This is a genomic window from Pseudoxanthomonas gei, assembly GCF_010119615.1.
GTDB lineage: Bacteria > Pseudomonadota > Gammaproteobacteria > Xanthomonadales > Xanthomonadaceae > Pseudoxanthomonas_A > Pseudoxanthomonas_A gei.
Window position 1 is genome coordinate 305,076 of record NZ_QOVG01000002.1, and the last position, 23,490, is coordinate 328,565.

The window sequence follows — 23,490 nt, forward strand, 5'->3', positions numbered from 1 at the left end:
CCGGGTGCGCGGCGAAGCGCAGGCCGGCCACCTTCCGACGCACTTGCCGGTGATGTTCGAGCAGGTCATGGAAGGGCTGCGGGTCCAAGAGAACGGAACCTATCTGGACGGCACGTTCGGGCGCGGCGGCCATGCGCGCGGGGTGCTGCAACGACTCGGCCCGGGAGGCCGGCTGCTGCTGATGGACAAGGATCCCGAAGCGATCGCGCATGCCGGGCAGCTGTTCGGCGGCGATGCGCGCGTGGCGATCCACCGCGGCAGCTTCGCGGCCATGGCCAAGTGGGAAGCGACTTCCGCGGGCCTCGACGGAATCCTGCTGGACCTGGGGGTTTCCTCGCCGCAGCTGGACATGGCCGAACGCGGTTTCAGTTTCGGCAAGGACGGCCCGCTGGACATGCGCATGGATCCGGACAGCGGCGAAAGCGCCGCCCAGTGGCTCGCACGTGCCGAAGAAGCCGAAATCGCCGACGTGCTGTGGACCTATGGAGAAGAACGCCTGAGCCGGCGCATCGCCAAGGCCATTGTCGCGCGCCGCGCAGACAAGCCGTTTACCCGCACGGCCGACCTGGCCGATCTGCTGGGCGCGGTGGTCGGGCGTGGCAAGCACGACATCAATCCAGCCACGCGCAGCTTCCAGGCCATCCGCATCCACATCAATCGCGAACTGGCCGACCTGGAAACCGGGCTGGATGCGGCCCTGGAACGCCTGAACGTGGGCGGCCGCCTGGCCGTGATCAGCTTCCATTCGCTGGAAGACCGCATCGTCAAGCGCTTCATCGCAAAGTACGCCAAGGCGCCGCCCGCCAATCGCCGGTTGCCCGAGCTCGAAGTGTTCGTGCCGACGCTCAAGGCCATCGGCGACGCCGTGCGTGCCGAACCCGCCGAAACCTCCTCCAATCCACGTGCCCGCAGCGCCGTCCTGCGCGTGGCCGAGAAGCTGGGGCGGGCCGCGTGAGCCGCTTCCTGCTGGCGGTGCTCATCCTGGCCTGCGTCGGTTCGGCTATCGGCGTGGTCCATGCGCGCCATCGCCATCGCCTGCTGTTCGTGGAGCTGTCGCGACTGGAAAAAGCGCGCGATGAACTCAATATCGAGTTTGGCCGCCTGCAGCTGGAACAGGCCACGGTGGCCGAGAGCAACCGCATCGACCAGGTGGCGCGCCTGCGCCTGGGCATGAAGTTCCCGGAAGCGGGCGACGTGGTGGTGATCCGCCCATGAAAGGTTCGGTCAAGAACGCAGCCCCCAACCGCAGCCGCAGCCGCGCACGCTTCAACCTGCGCGGCCGGGTGCTGATGGTGGCGTGCGCACTGGGCCTGTGCTCCATCAGCCTGGTCGGGCGCGCCGCCTATGTGCAACTGGTCAACAGCGACTTCTACCAGCGCGAAGGCAACGAGCGTTTCGTGCGCGACATCGAGATCCCGATCTCGCGCGGCATGATCACCGACCGCAATGGCGAGCCCGTTGCGGTGTCCTCGCCGGTGGAATCGATCTGGTGCGACCCGAAGGAGCTGTTGAAGACGCCCGACCGCCTGCCCGAACTTGCCAGGGCCCTGGGCGAGCCGCTGGAACTGCTCACCAGCCGCATCAGCCAGCGCGCGGAGAAGGAGTTCTACTACCTCAAGCGCCGCATCAACCCCGACGAAGCCAGGAAGATCCTCGCCCACGGCGTGCCGGGCGTGTATTCGAAGCGCGAGTTCCGCCGCTTCTATCCGCAGGGCGAAGCCATGGCGCACGTGCTGGGCTTCACCAATATCGACGACCGCGGCCAGGAAGGCGTGGAGCTGGCGTTCGACGAATGGCTGCGTGGCAGCCCGGGCGAGAAGAAGGTGATCCGCGACCGCCGCGGCCGCATCGTCGAGAACGTCGACCTGGTGCGCCAGGCGCAGCCAGGCAAGGACCTGGTACTCAGCATCGACCGTCGCATCCAGTTCCTGGCCTACCGCGAACTGCGCAACGCACTGGTGTCCAACAATGCCAGCAGTGGTTCGGCGGTGGTGCTGGACGTGGCCACCGGTGAGGTGCTGGCCATGGTCAACCTGCCCACCTTCAATCCGAATGCGGCGTCGCTGGGCAAGCAGGAAGCGCACCGCAACCGCGCGATCACCGACATGATCGAGCCGGGTTCGACCATCAAGCCGATCACCGCGGCGGCGGCCCTGTCGGCGGGCCTGGTCACGCCGGGCACCCAGTTCAATACGGCGCCGGGCTGGATCCCCAATGGCAGGTGGAAAACCACCGACACGCACAATTACGGTTTGCTGGATGTCACCGGCATCATCCGCAAGAGCTCGAACGTGGGCGCGGCCAAATTGGCTGCCCTCGTGCCCGATCGCCAGTACTACGAGTTCCTGCGCAAGTTCGGTTACGGCAGCAAGACCGGCAGCGGCTTCCCGGGTGAAGCGGCGGGCGAAATATCTCCGCCCGAACGCTGGAGCGGCACGACCAAGCAGACCATGTCATACGGCTACGGCCTGTCGGCGACGCCGCTGCAGATAGCGCATGCCTACGCGACCATCGGCAACGGCGGTCGCGCCATCGCGCCGACCTTCATCAAGGGCCAGCGCAACGAATCGACCGAAGTGCTGTCGCCGGCGATCGCAAGCCAGGTGCTGCACATGATGCAGACGGTCACCGAGCCGGGCGGCACCGCCACCCAGGCGGCGATCCTGGGCTACCACGTGGCTGGCAAGACCGGTACCGCGCGCAAGGCCAGCGCGGGCGGCTACTCGCGCGAATACCGCGCTTTCTTCGCCGGCCTGGTGCCGGTGGAAAATCCGCGCTTCTCCATGGTCGTGGTGATCGACAATCCTCAGGCCGGTTCCATCTACGGCGGCATCGTCTCGGCGCCCGTGTTCCGCAACGTCATGGAAGGCTCGCTGCGCCTGATGGACGTGCCGCCGGACGATATCGAGACCTGGATCGCGGCACAGGAAAAGAACGAAGCCAAGCGCCCGCTCGCTGCGCGGCTGCCGACGGCCATCGCCGAGCCCGCCACCGCCGTCGACGTGCGCGCGGCGTTGCCCGCGCCCTTGCCGGGCAACGTGCAATGAGGCGCGCGATGGCCCTTGCCGACCTGCTGCCGGAGCTGGACGTGCCGCGCGACATCGTGGTGCGCGGACTGGTGCTGGACAGTCGTGCGGTCGAGCCGGGCGACGCCTTCGTCGCCATCGGCGGATTTGGCGCGCATGGACTGGGATTCGTGGAGCAGGCGAAAGCGGCCGGCGCGGCGGCGATCCTGTTCGAGCCGCCGGCACCGGCCGAGCTGCCCGCGCCTGCCGATGCCATTGCCGTGCCGGGGTTGCGCGAGCGGCTGGGCGACATGGCCGATCGTTTCCACGCCCGTCCGTCGCGTGACATGGACATGGTCGGCGTCACCGGTACCAACGGCAAGACCTCGACCGTGCAGTTGCTGACCCAGGCCTGGCACCTGCGCGGCAAGCGCGCCGGCAGCATCGGCACCCTGGGTGCGGGCATGCATGGCGAAGTGGTGCCGACCGGGTTCACCACTCCCCTGGTGCTGCAGATGCACGCGCTGCTTGCGGAAATGCGCGATGCCGGGGCCAGGGCCGTGGCCATGGAAGTCAGTTCCCATGCGCTGGACCAGGGCCGCGTGGATGGCGTGCATTTCGACGTGGCGGTGTTCACCAACCTCACCCGCGACCACCTCGATTACCACGGCGACATGGACAGCTATGGCCGCGCGAAGGCGCGCTTGTTCGCCTGGCCCGAGTTGAAGGCCGCGGTGCTGAACCTGGACGATGCGTTCGGCCGCCAGCTGCAGGCGGAACTGCCGGCCCAACTGCGCAGCATCGGCCTGAGCTCGCGCGGCCAGCCGCTGGCGACCGTCCGCGCCGAGCAATTGAGCCTGGACGCCAGCGGCATCACCTTCGAGCTGGTCATCGAAGACCAGTCCCAGCACGTGGAATCCAGGCTGCTGGGCCGCTTCAACGTGGACAACCTGCTGGCCGTGGCCGGTGCGCTGCATGCGCTGGGCGACGCCCCCGCCGATATCGCGCGCACCCTGGCACGGCTGCAACCGATCCACGGGCGCATGAACCGCCTGGGCGGCGACGGCGAGCGGCCACTGGTGGTCATTGACTATGCACACACGCCCGATGCACTGGAGCAGGCGCTGTCCAGCCTGCGTGACCATGCGGCGGGCCGGCTGATCTGCGTGTTCGGCTGCGGTGGCGAACGCGACGCCGGCAAGCGCCCGCAGATGGCGGCCAGTGCCGAACGACTGGCCGACCTGGTGATCGTCACCGACGACAATCCACGCGGCGAATCCGGCGATGCGATCGTGGCCGACATCCTGGCCGGTTTCTCCCGGCCCGGTGCGGTGATCGTGCAGCGCGACCGGGCTGCCGCCATTGCCCGCGCTATTGGCGAAGCCGGCCCGGACGACATCGTCCTGGTTGCCGGCAAGGGCCATGAGCCGTACCAGGAAATCGACGGCGTCAGGCATCCCTTCGACGACACCCAGGTGGCGCGCCAGTGCCTGGAGGTGGCCGCATGAAGCGACTGCCGCTCTCGCTGCTCGCGCACTGGGCCGGTGGCGAACTGCACGGCGATGACGTGCTGGTCGACACCCTGGCACATGACACCCGCGCGCTGATGCCCGGCAGCCTGTACGTCGCCTTGCGGGGCGAGCGTTTCGACGGCCACGACTTCGCCTATGACGCGGCCATGCGCCACGCCGGTGCCTTGCTGGTCGACCACCCGGTGCAAGTCGAACTGCCGCAGATAGTGGTGGCCGACACCCAGCTTGCGCTGGCCCGCATTGCGTCCAGCCTGCAGGGCGACCGCAGCGCGCGCGTGGTCGCGATCACCGGCAGCAACGGCAAGACCAGCGTCAAGACGCTGCTCCACTCCATCCTGCAGCTGGCTGGCAGCAGCTATGTCAATCCGGGCAACCGCAACAACGAAATAGGCCTGCCGCTGGCCGTGATAGATGCGCCCGACGATGCCGACTTCGCGATCTACGAGATGGGTGCCGGCAAACCCGGCGACATCGCCTACCTGACCGACATCGTCACCCCGCAGGTGGCGCTCGTGAACAACATTGCATCGGCTCACCTGGAGCGCCTTGGCAGCCTGCTGGGTGTGGCCGAGACCAAGGGCGCGATCTATGCGGCGCTGCCGGCTGACGGAGTGGCGGTGATCAACGCCGATGACGCCTTCGCGGAATATTTCGCCGGCATTGCCGCGGGCCGGCGCATCCTGCGCTTCGGTCTGGAGGCCAGCGCCGACGTGACCGCGAGCAACCTGCGCAGCGATGGGCATGGTTCGCAGTTCACCCTCAGCACGCCGCAGGGCGAGATCGCCGCGAGCCTGCCGCTGCCGGGCCGCCACAACGTGCTCAACGCGCTGGCGGCGGCCTCGCTGGCACTGGCCTGTGGCGTTTCGCTGGCCACCATCGCCCACGGGCTGGCCGAGACCCGGCCGGTGCCGGGCCGGCATGTGCCACGCACCTTGTCCAATGGCGCGGTGCTGATCGATGACAGCTACAACGCCAATCCGGGGTCGCTGGCCGCGGCCATCGACACCTTGGCTGCCGATGGCGGCGAGGCCTGGCTGGTATTGGGTGACATGCGCGAGCTTGGTGATGAAGGTGAGGCGCTGCACGCCGATGCCGGTCGACGCGCCAAGGCTGCCGGCATCGCCCGCCTGTACACGCTGGGAGCGCTCAGCGCCGCCGCTGCGCAGGCATTCGGCGAAGGCGCGCGCCATTTCGAAACACACGCCGCACTGATCGATGTCTTGCGCGTCGACCTGCGCGAATCGACGCAGCCCAAGGCGCTGCGTTGCCTGGTGAAGGGATCGAGGGGAAGCGCGATGGAACGCATCGTCAGTGCATTGCTGTCCAACGGGGAGGGCGCATCACATGCTGCTTGAGTTGACACGTTGGCTGCAGCAGCTGGAGAGCCTGTTCGGCTTGTTCGGTTACCTGACCTTCCGCGGCATCCTGGCCGCGCTGACTTCCCTGTTCCTGTCCCTGTGGCTGGGGCCGGCGGTGATCCGCCGGCTGGCCCAGTTCAAGGGCGGCCAGCCGATCCGCGCCGACGGCCCGCAGACGCATTTCACCAAGGCCGGTACGCCGACCATGGGCGGTGCGCTGATCCTGATGACGGTCCTGCTCTCGGTGTTGCTGTGGGGCGACCTGCGCAACCGCTATGTGTGGGTGGTGCTTGCGGTGATGCTGGCCTTCGGTGCCATCGGCTGGTACGACGACTGGATCAAGATCGTCAGGCGCGATCCGAATGGCCTGAAGTCGCGCTGGAAGTACCTGCTGCAGTCGGTCTTCGGGCTGGCCGCGGGCATCTTCCTGTGGATGACGGCCGACCCGTCGGTGCCGGCGTCGACCACCTTCTACATCCCCATGATCAAGAGCGTGGCCTTGCCGCTGGCCGGGCTCAGCTTCATCGCCATTGCCTATTTCTGGATCGTCGGTTTTTCCAATGCGGTCAACCTGACCGATGGCCTGGACGGGCTGGCCATCATGCCGACCGTGCTGGTCGCGTGCGCGCTGGGCGTATTCGCCTATGCCTCGGGCAACGCGGTGTTTTCGGCCTACCTGCAGATTCCGCAGGTGCCTGGCGCGGGTGAACTGGTGATCATCTGCGCGGCCATCGCCGGCGCAGGGCTCGGCTTCCTGTGGTTCAACACCTATCCGGCCATGGTGTTCATGGGCGATATCGGGGCCCTGGCGCTGGGCGCGGTACTCGGCACCGTGGCCGTGATAGTGCGCCAGGAGCTGGTGCTGGTGATCATGGGCGGCATCTTCGTGATCGAAACCCTGTCGGTGATGATCCAGGTGGCGTCGTTCAAGCTCACCGGCAAGCGCGTGTTCCGCATGGCGCCCATCCACCATCACTTCGAATTGAAAGGCTGGCCGGAGCCGCGCGTCATCGTGCGCTTCTGGATCATCTCGGTGGTGCTGGTGCTGGTTGGCCTGGCCACGTTGAAGGTGCGCTGATGAACGACACGCCGAGCCAGGCAACGCGCGCGGAGGCCATCGGTGGCCGCTACGACCCGTGGCTGCTGGCCGCGGCGCTGGCATTGGCGGGCCTGGGTGTAGTGATGGTCGGCTCTGCCTCGATCGCCATGACCAGCGATCCCTTCCATTACCTTTCGCGCCACGTCGTGTTCCTGGCCTTGGGCGTCGCCCTGGCGTGGGGGGCGATGCGCCTGGAATTGAAGACCGTCGAACGCTACAACCAGCTGCTGCTGCTGGGTTGCGTGGCGTTGCTGCTGGTGGTGTTCCTGCCGGGCATCGGCGTCAACGTCAATGGCGCCCGGCGCTGGATCAACCTGGGTTTCGTGCGCTTCCAGAGCGTGGAAGCGGTGAAGGTCCTCTACATCGTCTGGCTGGCCAGCTACCTGGTGCGCTTCCGCGACGAGGTCAACGCCACCTGGCCGGCGATGCTCAAGCCGCTAGGCGTGGCCGTCGTGCTGGTCGGGTTGCTGCTGCTGCAGCCTGACTTCGGCTCGTCGACGCTGCTGCTGGCCATCACCGCCGGCATGCTGATCCTGGGCGGCGTGAACCTGCCGCGCATGTCGGCGCCGATCCTGATCCTGCTGCCGGCGCTGGTGGCCATCGCCATCATCGAGCCGTACCGCGTACGCCGCATCACCTCCTTCGTCGATCCGTGGAAGGACCAGCTGGGTTCGGGTTACCAGCTCTCCAATGCCTTGATGGCAGTGGGTCGCGGTGAGTGGACCGGGGTGGGCCTGGGCGGTTCGGTGCAGAAGCTCAACTACCTGCCCGAGGCGCATACCGACTTCATCTTCTCGATCATCGGCGAGGAACTCGGCTTCGTGGGTGTATGCCTGGTGGTCGCGCTGTATGCGCTGCTGGTCGGGCGCGGGTTCTGGATCGGTTACCGCTGCGTGGAGATGCGTCGGCATTTCCCCGGCTACTGCGCCTTCGGCGTGTCGCTGTGGATCAGCCTGCAGGCCTTCGTTTCGATCGGCGTGAACCTGGGCATGCTGCCGACCAAGGGCCTGACCCTGCCGTTGATTTCCTCCGGCGGCTCCAGCGTGATGATGACCTGCGTGGCCGTGGGCCTGATGCTGCGGGTGTCCTACGAACTGGAGCGTACCCAGCGCCAGGTGGCGCTGCTGCGTGGCGAGCCGTTGCCGGCGCAGGACCTGCCGGAAACGACCCAGCGTGACGCTGCACCGGTGGCGCCGAAGCGCGGCACCAGTCGCCTGAACGCCCGGGTCGAGCCGACCTTCGAGAGGATTGCATGAGCGGCGCTGCGCCCGTCACTCCGCTGCGCCGTGGCGATGCCGCGCCGGTGATGATCCTGGCCGGTGGCACCGGCGGGCATATCTTTCCTGCGCTGGCCGTGGCCAAGGTATTGCGCGCGCGCGGCGTACCCGTGACCTGGCTGGGCGCCGACGGTGCCATGGAAACCAGGCTGGTTCCGCAGCACGACATCCCGCTGGACACCATCGCCATCTCCGGCGTGCGTGGCAAGGGTGCGCTATCGCTGCTGGGCGCGCCGCTGCGCGTCCTGAAGGCCGTGCGCAGCGCCGGTGGCGTGCTGCGCCAGCGCGCGCCGCGTGCAGTGGTGAGCTTCGGCGGTTTCGCGGCCGGTCCCGGCGGCATGGCCGCGCGTCTGCAGGGCCGTCCGCTGCTGGTGCACGAGCAGAACCGCGCGCCCGGCCTCACCAATCGCATCCTTGCGAAATTCGCCCGGCGCATCCTTACCGGCTTCCCCGGCAGCTTCGGTTCGCGCGAGGAAGCGGTAGGCAATCCGGTCCGCGCCGAGATCGCGGCGCTGCCGCTGCCGGCGCAACGCCTCGCCGGATCAACGCGCGAACTGAAACTGCTGGTGCTGGGCGGCAGCCAGGGCGCGCGCGTACTCAACAGCGCATTGCCGCAGGCGCTGGCCGCCTTGCCCCAGTTGCAGATCACGGTGCGCCACCAGTGCGGCGAGAAGATGCGCGACGAAGCCGTGCGTGCCTATGCCGATGCGGGCGTGGCCGCAAGCGTGGAAAGCTTCATCGCCGACATGGCCGAAGCCTATGCCTGGGCGGACCTGGTGGTATGCCGGGCCGGGGCTTCCACCCTTGCGGAACTTTGCGCGGTGGGTATCGGCAGCGTGCTGGTGCCCTTCGCCGCCGCGGTGGACGACCACCAGACCAAGAATGCGATGTACCTGGTCGAGCACGGCGCCGCCGTGCTGCTCCGCCAGGACGACCAGCTTGCAAGCCGCCTGCAGGAACTGCTGGGTGAACTTGCGGCCGACCCGGCGCGCCGCCTGGCCATGGCCGAAGCCGCACGCGTGCTGGCCAAGCCCGATGCCGCCGAGCGTATCGCCGACATCATCCTCGAAGAATCAGAACTGGAACGCGCCGCATGATGATGGCCGCCGCACGCGAACGCCGCCTGCAACACACGGGCAACCTGGCCCAGGAATTCCGCCGCGTGCATTTCGTGGGCATCGGCGGCTCGGGCATGAGCGGCATTGCCGAAGTGCTATGCACGCTGGGCTATGAAGTGTCCGGCTCGGACAATGCCGACAATGCCGCCACCCGCCGGCTGGCTTCGCTGGGCGCGCGGGTGATGCGCGGACACAACGCCTCCAATGTGCTCGGCACCGATTGCGTGGTCGTCTCCAGCGCGATCAAGCACGACAACCCGGAGCTGATGGAAGCGCGCTCGCAGCGCATCCCGATCGTGCCGCGCGCGGCGATGCTGGCCGAACTGATGCGCTTCCGCCGCGGCATCGCCGTGGCTGGCACGCACGGCAAGACCACCACCACCAGTCTCACCGCCGCGGTGCTCAGCGAAGGCGGTCTGGATCCGACTTTCGTGATCGGCGGGCAGCTGTTGGCCGCCGGCGCCAATGCCAAGCTCGGCGACGGCCAGTGGCTGGTGGCCGAAGCCGACGAGAGCGACGGCAGCTTCCTGCGTCTGAATCCGCTGATGGCGGTGATCACAAACATCGACTCGGACCACCTGGAAAACTACGACAACGATTTTTCCAAGGTGCAGGCCGCGTTCGCCGAATTCCTGCAGCGCCTGCCGTTCTACGGGCTGGCCGTGCTGTGCATCGATGATCCGGAAGTCGCTGCGCTGGCCGCCGACACGCCGCGCCACGTGATGAGTTATGGCTTTGCCGAAAACGCGGACGTGCGCGCCGAGAACGTGACCCAGGAGGGCGGGTGCATGCGTTTCACCCTGCGCCTGCCGGAAGACACACAGGTACAGGTGACGCTGGCGCTGCCCGGCCGCCACAACGTGCAGAACGCGCTGGCCGCGGCCTGCATCGGCTGGCAACTGGGCGTTTCCCCACACGACATCGCCAATGCGCTGGAGAAGTTCACCGGCATCGGCCGCCGCTTCAACGAACTGGGTGAGCTCACCACGCCGCAGGGCGCGCGCGTGCAGCTGGTCGACGACTACGGCCACCACCCGCGCGAGCTGGCGGCGGTGTTCGCGGCCGCGCGCGGCGGCTGGCCGGACAAGCGCCTGGTCGTGGCCTTCCAGCCGCATCGCTACAGCCGCACCCGCGACCAGTTCGATGCGTTTGCCGCGGTGCTGTCGGAAGTCGACGTGCTGGTGCTGAGCGAGGTCTATCCGGCTGGCGAGGCGCCGATCGCCGGCGCCGACGCCAAATCCCTGGCACGTGCCATCCGTGCGCGCGGCCGCAATGAACCGGTCGTGGTCAGCCAGGTGTCCGAACTCGCCGGCGTGCTGCCGGACGTGTTGCAGGACGGCGACCTGTTGCTGCTGATGGGGGCGGGCGACATCGGCCACGTTGCCCAGGACCTGGTCGCGTACGGCTTTGGCGGGAACAGGTTCGAATGAGCACGCCCGCGATTCCCGCGCCGACCGTCACCGACCCGAAGGCCTTCGGTCGCGTCGCCGTGCTGCTGGGCGGCACCTCGAGCGAGCGTGAAGTCTCGCTGGACTCCGGCCGCAACGTGCTGGACGCCCTGCGCGCGCGCAGCGTCGACGCGACTGCGGTCGATGGCGTGGCGGCGTTGATTGAAGGTCTGGCGCAGGACCGGTTCGATCGCGTCTTCAATATCCTGCACGGCGGTGAAGGCGAGAACGGCGTGCTGCAGGGGCTGCTCGAGGCGCTGGGTGTTCCGTACACCGGTTCCGGCGTACTGGGCTCGGCGCTGGCGCTGGACAAGATCCGCTGCAAGCAGGTGTGGCTGGCGGTAGGCCTGCCCACGCCCGCGTATCGCAAGCTGGCCAAGGGCGATGACGTGCAGGCAGCTGCGCATGCCATCGGCCTGCCCTTGATCGTCAAGCCATCGTGCGAAGGTTCGAGCGTCGGCATCTCGCGCGTGGTCGATGCAGGCGACCTGCCGGCCGCCCTGGAACTGGCCGCGCGTTATCCCGGCGAACTGCTGATGGAGCAGATGGTCATCGGCGACGAACTGACAGTGCCCATCCTGGGTGACATTGCGCTGCCGTCCATCCGCATCGTGCCGAAAGGCCAGTGGTACGACTACCACGCCAAGTACATCGCCGATGACACGCAATACCTGTGTCCGGGACTGGAAGGCGCTGACGAGATCGAGATCGGCCGCATCGCGGTCGAGGCCTTCAAGGCGGCGGGTTGCCGCGGCTGGGGTCGCGTAGATGTGATGCGCGATCGCGCCACCGGCAATTTCTACCTGCTTGAAGTCAACACGGCACCGGGCATGACCAGCCATTCGCTGGTGCCCAAGGCCGCCGGGCAGGCAGGCATCGGGTTCGAGGAACTGTGCTGGCGCATCCTGGAAACCACGCTTCCGGAGGTGGCCGGCTGATGAATGCCGCGCTGCGCATCTTCACCTGGCTGCTGGCGATCGCGCTGGTCGTGCTGCCCGTGGTTGCCGTGGTGAATGGCTGGGTGGGCGGCGAACGCTGGCCGCTGACCAGGCTGCGCGTGCATGGCCAGTTCCAGCGCGTCGACCCGGTGCAGTTGCGCGCGGTGGTGCTGCCACATGCCCGGCCGGGCTTCTTCGCCGTACGCCTGCAGGAAGCGCAGGACGACGTGGAAAAGCTGCCCTGGGTCGAGCGTGCCGAGGTACGCAAGCGCTGGCCCGACGTGCTTGAAGTGGAAGTCGTGGAACACAAGCCGTTCGCGCGCTGGGGCAGCGATCGCCTGTTGTCCGAGCATGGCCGCCTGTTTCCGATTCCGAAGGGCTTGCAGCTGGAGGCCTTGCCGCAACTCGGTGGACCGGATACGCAGGTCAAGGAAGTGGTGGCGCTCTACAACGAGTCACGCGAACTGTTCGCGCAGATCGGCGTCAAGGTCGACAGCGTGGTCATGGACCGCCGCGGCAGCTGGTCGCTGGCATTGAGCAATGGCACCCAGGTCGTGGTGGGGCGCGCCGATGCGCGCCCGCGCCTGGACCGCTTCGCGCGGATGCTGCCGCAGCTGCTGGCGCGCAATGCGTTGCCACTGGAGCGCGCGGACCTGCGTTACACCAATGGTTTCGCGTTGAGCTGGGGAGAGCTGGCAACGGGGAAGGGGGAATCGGGAACAGGGAAGGCTGCTCAGGCCGCCCAGGCATCTGCCACATCCGTTGGCCAGGTCCGGAATTCCGGAGACCCGCTTTCCTCCATTCACCATTCACCATTCCCAATTCACGGTCTTACATCATGAATCGCAAAGGCGACAAATCGCTGATCGTCGGTCTCGACATCGGCACCTCCAAGGTCACCGCGCTGGTCGGCGAGTATTCGCCGGGCAATCCCATCGAAGTGATCGGTATCGGCTCGCATGAATCGCGCGGCCTCAAGCGCGGCGTGGTCGTCGACATCGAATCCACGGTGCAATCGATCCAGCGCGCGGTGGAAGAAGCCGAGCTGATGGCCGGCTGCGAGATCCGCTCGGTCTACGCCTCCATTTCCGGCGCCCACGTGCAATGCAAGAACTCGCCCGGCATTGTGCCGATCCGTGATGGCGAAGTGACCTGGGGCGACCTGGACCGGGTGCTGGAAGCGGCCAAGGCCGTGGCCATTCCCGCCGACCAGAAGATCCTGCACGCCATTCCGCGCGAATACGTGCTGGACGACTCGCAGGAAGGCATCCGCAACCCGGTCGGCATGACCGGCGTGCGCCTGGAAGTACACGCCCACCTGGTGGTCTGCGCGCAGTCGGCCGCCGCCAATATCAGCAAGTGCGTGCAGCGCTGCGGATTGCAGATCGATGACCTGATCCTGTCGTCGCTGGCCTCCAGCGTGGCGGTGCTGACTTCCGACGAGCGCGAGCTGGGCGTGGTGCTGGTCGACATGGGCGCGGGCACCACCGACCTGGCCGTATTCGTGCAGGGCGCGATCTGCCACACCGCTTCGCTGCCGATCGCAGGCGACCACGTCACCAATGACATCGCGCACATGCTGCGCACGCCCACGCCCGAAGCCGAGCAGATCAAGGTGCGCTACGCCTGCGCTCTGGCGCAACTTGCGACGGCCGAGGAAAGCATCCAGGTGCCCAGCGTCGGCGACCGTCCGCCGCGGCGCCTGCCGCGACATTCGCTGGCGCAGGCCGTGCAGGGCCGCTACGAGGAAATCTTCGAGATGGTGCAGGCCGAACTGCGCCGCTCCGGCTTCGAGGAAATGGTGCGCGCCGGCATGGTGCTGACCGGCGGCGCTTCGAAGATGGAAGGCGTGGTCGAGCTGGCCGAGGAAATGTTGCAGATGCCGGTGCGCATCGGCATTCCGCAGCACGTCACCGGCCTGGGCGAAGTCGTCGGCAACCCGGTCCACGCCACCGGCGTGGGCCTGCTGCTGATGGGCAGCCAGATCGAGCATCCAAGGCGTCCGTCCTTGCCCCTGGGCAAGACCGGAAGCCTGTTCAACAAATTGAAGAACTGGTATCGCGGCGAGTTCTGAGGTCGCGCATGGGCAGGCGCATCCGCGACGGCGCGGGTGGGTGAGGCGGGAAGGGAAAAACGGGAATTGAGCAACAACCCGATTGATTGAATACACCACATAACTATTACGAGGACACGGACATGGCACATTTCGAACTGGTTGAAAGGATGGCTCCGAACGCGGTGATCAAGGTCATCGGCGTCGGCGGCGGCGGCGGCAACGCGGTCGCGCACATGGTCAGCAGCAGCGTGGACGGGGTGGAGTTCATCACCGCCAACACCGACTCGCAGGCCATCAACAACTGCGGCGCCAAGACCCAGCTGCAACTCGGCGGCAACGTCACCAAGGGCCTGGGCGCAGGCGCAAACCCGGAAGTGGGCCGCCAGGCCGCGCTCGAGGATCGCGAGCGCATCATCGCCGCACTCGACGGTGCCGACATGGTGTTCATCACCGCCGGCATGGGTGGCGGCACCGGCACCGGCGCGGCACCCGTCGTGGCGCAGCTGGCCAAGGAAATGGGCATCCTGACCGTTGCAGTAGTGACCAAGCCGTTCCCGTTCGAAGGTCGCCGCCGCATGCAGGTCGCGCTGAAGGGCATCGAGGAACTCAGCCACCACTGCGATTCGCTGATCACCATTCCCAATGAGAAGCTCATTACCGTGCTGGGCCGCAACGCCACCATGATCCAGGCTTTCCGTGCCGCCAACGACGTGCTGCTGGGCGCCGTGCAGGGCATCGCCGACCTGATCGTGCGTCCGGGCCTGATCAACGTCGACTTCGCCGACGTGCGCACCGTGATGTCCGAAATGGGCCTGGCCATGATGGGTACCGGTTCGGCACGCGGCGACGACCGCGCCCAGGCCGCCGCCGAGGCCGCCATCCAGAACCCGCTGCTGGACGACGTCAACCTGTCCGGCGCCAACGGCATCCTGGTCAACATCACCGCCGGCCCGGATTTCACCATGGCCGAGTTCGACGAAGTGGGCCGCACCATCGAGGGCTTCGCTGCCGAAGACGCCACCGTGGTGCTGGGCACCGTGCTGGACCCGGACATGCAGGACGAAGTCCGCGTCACCGTGGTCGCCACCGGCCTCAACCGCACTGCTGCCGCCCGCGCACCGATCGGCCGCAACGATGGCCTCAACCTGCGCGAGCCGATGCGGGTGCCGGTCAAGCTGGTCCGCGACGGCACTACGGGCATGGCCTATGACGCCAACGCCGGCATGGACGCGGTGGCCACCGCGGTGGGTGGCCTGGGCCTGCGTCGTGGCAGTGCCGAGCCCGCCTCGTCACCTGCCTCGGCCGCTCCGGCGGTTGCCGACATGCCTGACTACCTGGACATCCCGGCCTTCCTGCGCCGCCAGGCGGACTGAGCAACCCGTTCCTCCTGCACCGCGGGAGGGAAGGGCAACCGTTGAACGCGGACTCCTTGCCATGGGAGTCCGTGATGCAAGACCGTCCTGTTCTTCTTGCTGCCGGGCCTGTTCGGCCCGGCAGGTTTTCCCCGTGCATACCGCGTTTGCCCGCCCGTAGCGAAGGCCGGGGCGACGCTGCTCTTCCTATATGATTCAGGCACCTGCGTGCTAATCTCGCGGTCCGCTTGATCCAGACCCCCCTTGCAGCACAATCCTGTCGCCCCATGACCCAGCAGCGCACCCTCAAGAATGTGATCCGCGCCACGGGCGTGGGATTGCACAGTGGGGAAAAGGTCTACATGACCCTGCGGCCTGCGCCGGTCGACAACGGCATCGTGTTCCGCCGCGTCGACCTGGATCCGGTGGTGGAAATCCGTGCCAGCGCCGAGCTGGTCAGTGAGACCACCCTGTGCACCGGCCTGAGTCAGGACGGGGCCAAGGTGATGACCGTCGAGCACCTGATGTCGGCCATGGCCGGATTGGGTGTCGACAATGCCTATGTGGAACTGTCCTCGGCAGAACTGCCGATCATGGATGGTTCGGCCGGTCCGTTCGTGTTCCTGCTGCAGTCGGCGGGAATCCAGGAGCAGGGCGCGCCCAAGCGCTTCATCCGCATCAAGCATGAAGTGGAAGTGCGCGATGGCGACAAAGTCGCGCGCTTCGTGCCACATGACGGCTTCAAGGTTGGCTTCACCGTGCAGTTCGACCACCCCATGATCCCGGCCTCGCAGTCCCGGGCCGAGATCGATTTCTCCACTGCCGCCTACACCAAGGAAGTCGCGCGCGCGCGCACTTTCGGCTTCATGCGCGATCTGGAATACATGCGCGAGCGCAACCTGGGCCTGGGCGGCTCCATGGACAATGCGATCGTTCTGGACGAGTTCCGCGTGCTGAACGATGACGGCCTGCGCTACACCGACGAATTCGTGCGTCACAAGATCCTGGATGCCATCGGCGACCTGTATCTGGCCGGTCACCCCATCCTGGGGGCGTATGAGGGCTTCAAGTCCGGGCATGCGCTCAACAACAAGCTGGTGCGGGCCCTTATGGCCGACCGTTCGGCTTGGGAAGAAGTCACCTTCGAGACCGCCGCGGCCCCGGCGCCGGTGGCCTATGGCAATCCCGCCCTGGCGGTGTAAGTCGCCAGGCCGCTAACGCCCGAACTGTGAACCCGGACCGTTAGATGTCCGTGAATTCACTTTTATTTAACGAACCGCTAACTACCGCTGGGCCCGTCGTGGGTACCATGCTTCGGCCTGTGCGCGCCGGATTCAACGTTTCGTCCGGCCGCGCCGGTGCTCTGGAAGGGGTTTGACACCCCCGTCGGATTCTGTGGAGACGGGATCTTCCAGGGCTGCCAAGGCGGCTTTCAGCGCAATGCGCGAAGCCTCCGACAATGGTTTCACCGCAAGTCCGGCCGGCTGGGGCCGCTGGAAAGGTGCAGTCGTAGTCTTGGCAACCACTTCGGTGGCGGCAAACCCGACGGACCGGGCCAAGTTGATCAGTTCGGGTGCGGCGAGGCGCAGTTTGGCGTGCCACACCGCGGAATCGACGATAAAAACGAGTTTTCCACCGGTCACGTTCCCCAATCTGCAATGGGGGGCCAGGGCAGGAGGCAGACAGGGGCGAAGTAACTGTTCCAGCGCTTCGAGCCGCATGGCCCGGCGTATCGGGTCGGTGGCGGCATCGGTCATCGCAGCCTGCAAGGCGGGCTGTGGCGATGAAGCACGACGCGGCTGGGACTTCGAATCAGACATTGGTATCCATGAATTTACAAAACATCCTAAACAATTCGCGCGCCCGCCTGGCGCACAAGCAGGCCAGCATGTCACGGCAGGCGCGTGGATTCGTCCATGCCCGCCCGCTCGCCAGTGCCGGCCTACTGCTTTTCGCCGGCCTGCTGGTCGGCTTCGGCGGCCGCAGCGCCGCCGGCATGGGCCAGGTCTCCCTGTTGCAGGCCAAGGCCGAGCGCCAGCAGTCTGAACTGGATCAGGTCCGGCGCGGCGCCCAGCAGGAAGTCAACGCCATGGCCGCGCGCCTGGGTGAACTGCAGGCCCAGGCCAACCGCCTGAACGCGCTGGGCGAACGCCTGACCCGCGTCGGCCAGTTGCAGGACGGCGAGTTCGACTTCAATGAACCGGTCGGCGTCGGCGGCAACGACCAGGCCTTCGACATGGCGCCCAAGGCGCTGGACGCGGGCGTGACCCAGCTGGAGAAGCAGTTCGCCGCCTCGGGCAAGCAGTTGTCGGTGCTGGAAGCGCTGCTGTTCAACCGCGAGCTGGACAAGAATGCCATGCCCTCGCGCCTGCCGATCCTCAACAGCTACATCACCTCGGGCTTTGGCGGCCGTGCCGATCCGTTCGGCGGCGGCGGCCAATACCACAAGGGCATCGACTTCAAGGCCAGCGTGGGCGACCCGGTGCTCACCGTGGCCGACGGCGTGGTCAGCTTCGCCGGGGTCAAGAGTGGCTACGGCAACGTGGTCGACGTGGACCATGGCAATGGCTACGTGACCCGCTATGCGCACAACTCGCGGCTGGTCGTGCGCGTGGGCGACCTGGTGCGGGTTGGCCAGGAAATCGCCAAGGCCGGCTCCACCGGGCGCTCCACCGGCGCGCACGTGCATTTCGAAGTTTGGGAGAACGGCGCCGTGGTCAATCCGCGCAAGTTCCTGGGCGAAGGCCCCACCCCGACCGGCAAGGTCATCCGCGGCTAGTTTACCCCGGGCAGGATCGGCCGGGCCTGGAGGCCAGCTTTCCGAACGGAGCGCCAGCCGGTGCTCCGCTCGCTGCATGGGAGCCTTGATTCACTGGCTGCCGCCCCAAGCTACAATAGGCAGTTGCCACAGGGCGCTTTGCGCCCTGTTCCATTTGGGCGCAGGCCATTTCCGGGAATCCACACTGCCCGGCATCCAGCCATTGCGCCCGGTGCTCCCTCCCAACCGGTTCCCTACATGATCAACAGTCTGCTCACCCGTGTCTTCGGTAGTCGCAACGAACGCCTGCTCAAGCAGCTGCAGCGCAGCGTCGGCAAGATCAACGCGCTGGAACCGGAGCTCGAAAAGCTCTCGGACGAGGCGCTGAAAGCCAAGACCCCCGAGTTGCAGAAGCGCATCGCCGATGGTGAATCCGTCGACAAGATCCTGCCGGAAGCCTTTGCGGTCTGTCGCGAAGCCTCGCGTCGCGTGCTGGGCATGCGGCACTACGACGTGCAGCTGATCGGCGGCATGGTGCTGCACCTGGGCAAGATCGCCGAGATGCGCACCGGCGAAGGCAAGACCCTGGTCGCCACGCTGCCCACCTACCTCAATGCGCTGGAAGGCAAGGGCGTCCACGTCATCACCGTCAATGACTACCTTGCGCGCCGCGACGCCGCCTGGATGGGCAAGCTCTACAGCTGGCTGGGCCTCAGCGTCGGCGTGGTCTACCCCGGCATGCCGCATGGCGACAAGCGCGAGGCCTATGCCGCCGACATCACCTACGGCACCAACAACGAATTCGGCTTCGATTACCTGCGTGACAACATGGCGATGTCACGCGAGGACCGCTACCAGCGCGGCCTGAACTACGCGATCGTCGACGAAGTCGACTCCATCCTGATCGACGAAGCACGCACCCCGCTGATCATTTCCGGGCCCGCCGACGAGTCGCCGGAACTCTACATCCGGGTCAACCGCATCGTTCCGCAGCTGATCAAGCAGGAAGCCGAAGACGGCGAAGGCGACTTCTGGGTCGACGAGAAGGGCAAGCAGGTGCACCTGTCCGAATCCGGCATGCAGCACGCCGAGGAGTTGCTGCGCGAAGCCGGCATCCTGACCAGCGAAGAGGACAGCCTGTACGGCGCCAACAACCTGAGCGTGGTCCACCACCTCAACGCCGCGCTGCGCGGGCACGCGATCTACCAGCGTGACGTCGACTACATCGTGCGCGATGGCGAAGTGATCATCGTCGATGAATTCACCGGCCGCACCCTGACCGGGCGCCGCTGGTCCGACGGCCTGCACCAGGCCGTCGAAGCCAAGGAAGGCGTGCCGGTCCAGCGAGAGAACCAGACCCTGGCCAGCATCACCTTCCAGAACCTGTTCCGCATGTACAACAAGCTGTCGGGCATGACCGGCACGGCCGATACCGAAGCCTTCGAATTCCAGAGCATCTACGGGCTGGAAGTGATCGTCATCCCGCCCAACCGCCCGACCGTCCGCAAGGATTCGCCCGACCAGGTCTTCCTCAACCGCAACGGCAAGTTCAATGCGGTGCTGGTCGACATCCAGGACTGCTATGCGCGCGGCCAGCCGGCGCTGGTGGGTACCACGTCCATCGAGACCTCCGAGCTGCTGTCCGAGCATTTGGGCAAGGCCGGCGTGCCGCATGAGGTGCTAAACGCCAAGCAGCACGAACGCGAAGCCCATATCGTGGCCAACGCCGGCATGCCCGGCGCCATCACCATCGCCACCAACATGGCCGGTCGCGGCACCGACATCGTCCTGGGTGGGTCGCTGGATGCGGCGCTGGAGGAGTTGCCCGAAGAAGCTACCGCTGCCGACCGTGCGCGCGTGAAAGCCGAGTGGCAGCAGCGCCACGACCAGGTCGTCGCCGCCGGCGGCCTGCACATCGTCGGTACCGAGCGCCACGAATCTCGCCGCATCGACAACCAGCTGCGCGGCCGCTCAGGCCGGCAGGGCGACCCGGGTTCCTCGCGCTTCTACCTGTCGCTGGAAGACAACCTGATGCGCATCTTCGCCAGCGACTGGGTACAAAAGGCGATGAAGCTGATCGGCATGAAGGAAGACGACGTCATCGAGGACCGCCTGGTCAGCCGCCAGATCGAGAAGGCGCAGCGCAAGGTGGAAGCGCACAACTTCGACATCCGCAAGAACCTCCTGGACTTCGACGACGTCAACAACGACCAGCGCAAGGTCATCTACAACCAGCGCGACGAATTGCTGGACGCCGAGTCGGTGAAGGACAACATCGAGGGCATCCGCGGCGACGTGGTCGAGGACCTGGTGGCGAAATTCGTGCCGCCCAATTCGGTCGACGAGCAATGGGACCTGGAAGGCCTGGAGCAGGAGCTGGCGGTCGAAGCCGGGCTGCCGTTGCCGGTCACCAGCTGGCCTCTGGAAACCGGGGAACTGGACGCCGAGGCGATCAGCCGCCGCGTGCAGGAAGCCATGGCCGCGCACTTCGAGGAGAAGGAGTCGCAGCTGGGTCCGGAGACCATGCGCTCGCTGGAAAAGCACATCATGCTGACCGTGCTCGACAAGAGCTGGAAGGAGCACCTGGCCAGCATGGATTACCTGCGCCAGGGCATCCACCTGCGCGGTTATGCGCAGAAACAGCCGAAGCAGGAATACAAGAAGGAAGCCTTCGAGCTGTTCTCCGAGATGCTGGAAAAGGTCAAGCGCGAAGTGGTGACGGTGCTGGCGCGCGTGCGCATCCGCAGCGAGGAGGAAGTGGCCGCTCTGGAAGCCGAGGAACGTCGCATCGCGGCCGCCCGCGCGCAGCAGCTGCAGTTCCAGCACCAGGAGGCGGGCGGCTACAGCGCCGACGAGGAAGCGGCCGATGTCGAAGCCGCACAGCTGGGCTTTTCGCCTGTCAGCCGCGACGGACCCAAGGTCGGACGCAACGATCCCTGTCCCTGCGGCAGCGGCAAGAAGTTCAAGCACTGCCATGGGCAGCTGAGCTGAAAAACAAAAAGGGCGCCGCAAGGCGCCCTTTTCATTTGCGTTGCGGGCCTCCTTGCCGGCAAGCTCGGGGCATGCCTCCTTCCCCGCAGCGATTCATCCACGTGGTCGCCGCCGTCATCACCGACGTGCGCGGCCGCGTCCTGCTGGCGCGGCGCACCGATGGCCGCGACCTGGCCGGTCTGTGGGAATTTCCAGGCGGCAAGCGCGAGCCGGGTGAATCACCCGAAGCGGCGCTGGTGCGCGAACTGCAGGAAGAACTGGGCATTACGGTGCAGGTGGGTGCGCCGCTGATCAACGTGCCGCAGCAATACCCGGACAAGCGCCTGGTCCTGGACGTGCGCCGGGTGACCGCCTGGCAGGGCACGCCGCGCGGGGTGGAAGGCCAGGCCCTGGCCTGGGTGGCGCCTGGCAAACTTGTGCGCTATCCCATGCCGCCGGCCGACCGTCCGGTAGTCGCCGCCCTGCTGCAGCCCGATCGCTACCTGGTGACCCCGGAACCCGACGAAGACGGAAAGGCGTGGCTGGCCTCCCTGTCCCGGGCCCTGGCCGCCGGCATCCGCCGCGTGCAGTTGCGGGCGCCTGCCGGGCAGTCGCAGGCCGGCTGGCCCGGACTCGTCACCCAGGCCGCGGCCCTGTGCCGAAAGGCCAAGGCGGAAGTGCTGGTCAACGGCGACATCGTCCTGGCCCGCGAACTGGGCATTGGCGTGCACCTGCGCGCCTCGCAACTTGCCGGGCTGCCGGCCCGCCCCTTGCCCGAAGGCCTGCCGGTCGCGGCGTCCTGCCATGGCGTCGCGGAACTGCAACTGGCCCAGGCACTGGGCTGCGATTTCGCGGTGCTGGGCAGCGTGCTGCCCACTGCCACGCATGCGGGTGGTGCGGTGCTGGGATGGGAAGGCTTTGCGGCCCTGCGCGAGTCAGTCTCGCTGCCTCTCTACGCCATCGGGGGCCTGGCGCCTTCCGCCATCCCCCACGCCCGCCAGCAAGGTGCCCAAGGCATTGCCGCCATCCGCGCGTTGTGGCCGAGCCTCCCGTAGGAGTGCGCCTTGCCTGCTCCTATGACGCTGCCGCGGCCAGGGCACGGTAGCGGGCGTCCAGATCGGCGGCGGCTTGTTGCAGGTGGCCGAGGGAGCCGTCGTTGACCACGATGTCGTCGGCCAGCGCGAGCCGCTGGGCGCGACTGGCCTGGGCGGCGATCATGCGTTCGGCCAGATCGGAATCGATGCCATCACGCTCCATGAGCCGGTCTTTCTGCGTGGCGAACGGGGCATCAATCACCAGGATCCGGTCCAGCCACGGATAGGCGCTGCGGCCGCCTCCCTCGGTCAATAGCGGGATGGTCGCGATTGCGTAGGGACTGTCGGCGCCGCGGCACTGGTCCAGCAAGGTGGTGCGGATGAGCGGGTGCAGGATTGCCTCCAGCGCGTGCCGCGCCGTTTCATCGCCAAAGACGTAGGCGCGCAGACCGGCGCGGTCGAGGCTGCCGTCGGCAGACAACACCGAAGCCCCGAAATGCGCGGCCACGGCCGCCAGTGCAGGCTGTCCCGGCTCCACGATCTGCCGCGCAATCAGGTCGGCATCCGCTACGAAAATGCCGCGCGCCGCGAATTCGCGTTCCAGCGCGCTCTTGCCCGAGGCGATGCCGCCGGTGAGTCCGATGCAGTAATCGCTCATCGCTTGGTCCTACGCGCGGGTTACGCCAGGCCGGAGAACTTCATGTAGGCGTCAATGATCGGCTTGCCCCAGAAGAACACGATCCAGCCGGCGATGGCCAGGTAGGGGCCGAATGGGATCGGGGTGGCGCGGTCGCGGCCCTTCATGGCCAGCCAGACCGAACCGATCACGGCGCCGACCACCGAAGACAGCAGGATGATCGGCAATATTCCGCTCAGGCCGACCCAGGCACCCAGTGCGGCCAGCAGCTTGAAATCGCCGTGGCCCATGCCTTCCTTGCCGGTCAGTTGCTTGAACACCCACCAGACGACCCACAGCGAGCCGTAACCCACGATCGCCCCAAGCAAGGCAGGCTTGGCCGGCATGTAAAGGTTGTCCAGGCTGGCGATCAGCCCCAGCCACATCAAGGGCAGGGTCAGCTGGTCAGGCAGCAGTTGCGTGCGCAGGTCGATGCCGGACAGCGCGACCAGGAAACAGCTCAGCAACACCGCGCCGAAACCCTGCCAGCCGAAACCGAAATGCCACACCGATACCAGCGCCAGCAATGCGGTCAACAGCTCCACGGCGGGGTACTGGGCCGAAATCGGCGCTTTGCAGTGCCGGCACTTGCCGCGCAGGGCCAGCCAGCTGAACACCGGGATGTTCTCGTACCAGGACAGCTTGTGCTTGCAGTGCGGGCAGTGCGAAGGCTCGATGACGATGCCCGGCGGCGGCGGGTCATAGACCTCGGGCAGCTCCAGGATCTCGGTCGCATCCCGCTTCCATGACCACTCCAGCCGCCGCGGCAGCCGCAGGATCACCACATTGAGGAAACTGCCCACCAACAGGCCCAAACCGGCCGCGAGGGGATAGCCCAGCGCGGGGTTCTGGTCAAGAAATGCCATGCA

The 23,490-nt window shown here is 66.8% G+C and carries 20 protein-coding genes; 17 read left to right on the forward strand and 3 right to left on the reverse strand.

Going from position 1 to position 23,490, the window contains the following annotated elements:
• The first annotated feature begins 4 nt into the window (after window positions 1-4).
• The 14 genes from rsmH to lpxC all read left to right on the forward strand — a co-directional run bounded on the left by rsmH (window position 5) and on the right by lpxC (window position 16,385).
• Window positions 5-955 carry a 16S rRNA (cytosine(1402)-N(4))-methyltransferase RsmH gene (rsmH, locus tag DT603_RS04310; protein ID WP_162348764.1) on the forward strand — a complete coding sequence of 317 codons (951 nt, stop codon included), beginning with the start codon at window positions 5-7 and terminating at the stop codon, window positions 953-955.
• Window positions 952-1,215 (forward strand): cell division protein FtsL, encoded by a 264-nt coding sequence (ftsL, locus tag DT603_RS04315; RefSeq protein WP_162348618.1) that lies wholly within the window; start codon window positions 952-954, stop codon window positions 1,213-1,215. Before rsmH ends, ftsL begins: the two co-directional genes overlap by 4 nt.
• Window positions 1,212-3,047: a peptidoglycan D,D-transpeptidase FtsI family protein gene (locus tag DT603_RS04320; protein WP_162348619.1), complete on the forward strand. Its 1,836-nt coding sequence runs from the start codon at window positions 1,212-1,214 to the stop codon at window positions 3,045-3,047. Before ftsL ends, DT603_RS04320 begins: the two co-directional genes overlap by 4 nt.
• Entirely contained in the window at window positions 3,044-4,513 is a 1,470-nt protein-coding gene (locus DT603_RS04325; RefSeq protein ID WP_162348620.1) for a UDP-N-acetylmuramoyl-L-alanyl-D-glutamate--2,6-diaminopimelate ligase, read from the forward strand. The genes DT603_RS04320 and DT603_RS04325 overlap by 4 nt, the downstream gene beginning before the upstream one ends.
• On the forward strand, window positions 4,510-5,892 hold the full coding sequence (locus DT603_RS04330) for a UDP-N-acetylmuramoyl-tripeptide--D-alanyl-D-alanine ligase (protein WP_162348621.1): 1,383 nt from the start codon (window positions 4,510-4,512) through the stop codon (window positions 5,890-5,892). Before DT603_RS04325 ends, DT603_RS04330 begins: the two co-directional genes overlap by 4 nt.
• The gene (mraY, locus tag DT603_RS04335) at window positions 5,882-6,973 is read left to right on the forward strand and encodes a phospho-N-acetylmuramoyl-pentapeptide-transferase (RefSeq protein ID WP_162348622.1); all 1,092 of its coding nucleotides are present in this window, start codon (window positions 5,882-5,884) and stop codon (window positions 6,971-6,973) included. The genes DT603_RS04330 and mraY overlap by 11 nt, the downstream gene beginning before the upstream one ends.
• On the forward strand, window positions 6,973-8,250 hold the full coding sequence (gene ftsW / locus DT603_RS04340) for a putative lipid II flippase FtsW (RefSeq protein WP_162348623.1): 1,278 nt from the start codon (window positions 6,973-6,975) through the stop codon (window positions 8,248-8,250). The genes mraY and ftsW overlap by 1 nt, the downstream gene beginning before the upstream one ends.
• On the forward strand, window positions 8,247-9,368 hold the full coding sequence (gene murG / locus DT603_RS04345) for an undecaprenyldiphospho-muramoylpentapeptide beta-N-acetylglucosaminyltransferase (protein WP_343037716.1): 1,122 nt from the start codon (window positions 8,247-8,249) through the stop codon (window positions 9,366-9,368). Before ftsW ends, murG begins: the two co-directional genes overlap by 4 nt.
• Complete coding sequence (gene murC / locus DT603_RS04350) at window positions 9,368-10,819, forward strand: UDP-N-acetylmuramate--L-alanine ligase (RefSeq protein ID WP_162348766.1); 1,452 nt, start codon at window positions 9,368-9,370, stop codon at window positions 10,817-10,819. The genes murG and murC overlap by 1 nt, the downstream gene beginning before the upstream one ends.
• Entirely contained in the window at window positions 10,816-11,775 is a 960-nt protein-coding gene (locus DT603_RS04355; protein ID WP_162348624.1) for a D-alanine--D-alanine ligase, read from the forward strand. Before murC ends, DT603_RS04355 begins: the two co-directional genes overlap by 4 nt.
• Window positions 11,775-12,617, forward strand: a complete 843-nt coding sequence (locus DT603_RS04360) for a cell division protein FtsQ/DivIB (RefSeq protein ID WP_162348625.1) — start codon at window positions 11,775-11,777, stop codon at window positions 12,615-12,617. Before DT603_RS04355 ends, DT603_RS04360 begins: the two co-directional genes overlap by 1 nt.
• The gene (gene ftsA, locus DT603_RS04365) at window positions 12,614-13,849 is read left to right on the forward strand and encodes a cell division protein FtsA (RefSeq protein ID WP_162348626.1); all 1,236 of its coding nucleotides are present in this window, start codon (window positions 12,614-12,616) and stop codon (window positions 13,847-13,849) included. Before DT603_RS04360 ends, ftsA begins: the two co-directional genes overlap by 4 nt.
• Window positions 13,850-13,971: 122 nt before the next feature.
• A complete protein-coding gene (ftsZ, locus tag DT603_RS04370; protein WP_162348627.1) occupies window positions 13,972-15,204 on the forward strand; it encodes a cell division protein FtsZ in 1,233 nt (410 codons plus the stop codon).
• Window positions 15,205-15,470: 266 nt separating this feature from the next.
• The gene (gene lpxC, locus DT603_RS04375) at window positions 15,471-16,385 is read left to right on the forward strand and encodes a UDP-3-O-acyl-N-acetylglucosamine deacetylase (protein WP_162348628.1); all 915 of its coding nucleotides are present in this window, start codon (window positions 15,471-15,473) and stop codon (window positions 16,383-16,385) included.
• A 132-nt stretch (window positions 16,386-16,517) separates the two neighbouring features.
• On the opposite strand, the gene DT603_RS04380 is transcribed toward lpxC, so the two are convergent.
• Window positions 16,518-17,003 carry a DciA family protein gene (locus DT603_RS04380; RefSeq protein ID WP_162348629.1) on the reverse strand — a complete coding sequence of 162 codons (486 nt, stop codon included), beginning with the start codon at window positions 17,001-17,003 and terminating at the stop codon, window positions 16,518-16,520.
• 8 nt (window positions 17,004-17,011) lie between these two features.
• Here DT603_RS04380 and DT603_RS04385 point away from each other — a divergent pair, with 8 nt between their 5' ends.
• The 3 genes from DT603_RS04385 to DT603_RS04395 all read left to right on the forward strand — a co-directional run bounded on the left by DT603_RS04385 (window position 17,012) and on the right by DT603_RS04395 (window position 21,966).
• Window positions 17,012-17,962, forward strand: coding sequence for a M23 family metallopeptidase (locus tag DT603_RS04385; protein ID WP_162348630.1), 951 nt, complete (start codon window positions 17,012-17,014; stop codon window positions 17,960-17,962).
• Between the two features lie 237 nt (window positions 17,963-18,199).
• Window positions 18,200-20,932, forward strand: a complete 2,733-nt coding sequence (secA, locus tag DT603_RS04390) for a preprotein translocase subunit SecA (RefSeq protein ID WP_162348631.1) — start codon at window positions 18,200-18,202, stop codon at window positions 20,930-20,932.
• 71 nt (window positions 20,933-21,003) lie between these two features.
• Entirely contained in the window at window positions 21,004-21,966 is a 963-nt protein-coding gene (locus tag DT603_RS04395) for a Nudix family hydrolase (RefSeq protein WP_162348632.1), read from the forward strand.
• A 19-nt stretch (window positions 21,967-21,985) separates the two neighbouring features.
• On the opposite strand, the gene coaE is transcribed toward DT603_RS04395, so the two are convergent.
• Together coaE and DT603_RS04405 are read right to left on the reverse strand one after the other, a co-directional pair.
• Window positions 21,986-22,603, reverse strand: coding sequence for a dephospho-CoA kinase (gene coaE / locus DT603_RS04400; RefSeq protein WP_162348633.1), 618 nt, complete (start codon window positions 22,601-22,603; stop codon window positions 21,986-21,988).
• Window positions 22,604-22,623: 20 nt separating this feature from the next.
• Entirely contained in the window at window positions 22,624-23,487 is an 864-nt protein-coding gene (locus DT603_RS04405) for a prepilin peptidase (protein WP_162348634.1), read from the reverse strand.
• Window positions 23,488-23,490 lie beyond the last annotated feature (3 nt).

Excerpts from the sequence above, each read along its gene's own strand:
- DT603_RS04320 (WP_162348619.1), top strand. The coding sequence starts at position 1,212 with ATGAAAGGTTCGGTCAAGAACGCAGCCCCCAACCGCAGCCGCAGCCGC.
- DT603_RS04325 (WP_162348620.1), top strand. The coding sequence starts at position 3,044 with ATGAGGCGCGCGATGGCCCTTGCCGACCTGCTGCCGGAGCTGGACGTG.
- DT603_RS04330 (WP_162348621.1), top strand. The coding sequence starts at position 4,510 with ATGAAGCGACTGCCGCTCTCGCTGCTCGCGCACTGGGCCGGTGGCGAA.
- mraY (WP_162348622.1), top strand. The coding sequence starts at position 5,882 with ATGCTGCTTGAGTTGACACGTTGGCTGCAGCAGCTGGAGAGCCTGTTC.
- ftsW (WP_162348623.1), top strand. The coding sequence starts at position 6,973 with ATGAACGACACGCCGAGCCAGGCAACGCGCGCGGAGGCCATCGGTGGC.
- murG (WP_343037716.1), top strand. The coding sequence starts at position 8,247 with ATGAGCGGCGCTGCGCCCGTCACTCCGCTGCGCCGTGGCGATGCCGCG.
- murC (WP_162348766.1), top strand. The coding sequence starts at position 9,368 with ATGATGGCCGCCGCACGCGAACGCCGCCTGCAACACACGGGCAACCTG.
- DT603_RS04355 (WP_162348624.1), top strand. The coding sequence starts at position 10,816 with ATGAGCACGCCCGCGATTCCCGCGCCGACCGTCACCGACCCGAAGGCC.
- DT603_RS04360 (WP_162348625.1), top strand. The coding sequence starts at position 11,775 with ATGAATGCCGCGCTGCGCATCTTCACCTGGCTGCTGGCGATCGCGCTG.
- ftsA (WP_162348626.1), top strand. The coding sequence starts at position 12,614 with ATGAATCGCAAAGGCGACAAATCGCTGATCGTCGGTCTCGACATCGGC.
- ftsZ (WP_162348627.1), top strand. The coding sequence starts at position 13,972 with ATGGCACATTTCGAACTGGTTGAAAGGATGGCTCCGAACGCGGTGATC.
- lpxC (WP_162348628.1), top strand. The coding sequence starts at position 15,471 with ATGACCCAGCAGCGCACCCTCAAGAATGTGATCCGCGCCACGGGCGTG.
- DT603_RS04380 (WP_162348629.1), bottom strand. The coding sequence starts at position 17,003 with ATGTCTGATTCGAAGTCCCAGCCGCGTCGTGCTTCATCGCCACAGCCC.
- DT603_RS04385 (WP_162348630.1), top strand. The coding sequence starts at position 17,012 with ATGAATTTACAAAACATCCTAAACAATTCGCGCGCCCGCCTGGCGCAC.
- secA (WP_162348631.1), top strand. The coding sequence starts at position 18,200 with ATGATCAACAGTCTGCTCACCCGTGTCTTCGGTAGTCGCAACGAACGC.
- DT603_RS04395 (WP_162348632.1), top strand. The coding sequence starts at position 21,004 with ATGCCTCCTTCCCCGCAGCGATTCATCCACGTGGTCGCCGCCGTCATC.
- coaE (WP_162348633.1), bottom strand. The coding sequence starts at position 22,603 with ATGAGCGATTACTGCATCGGACTCACCGGCGGCATCGCCTCGGGCAAG.
- DT603_RS04405 (WP_162348634.1), bottom strand. The coding sequence starts at position 23,487 with ATGGCATTTCTTGACCAGAACCCCGCGCTGGGCTATCCCCTCGCGGCC.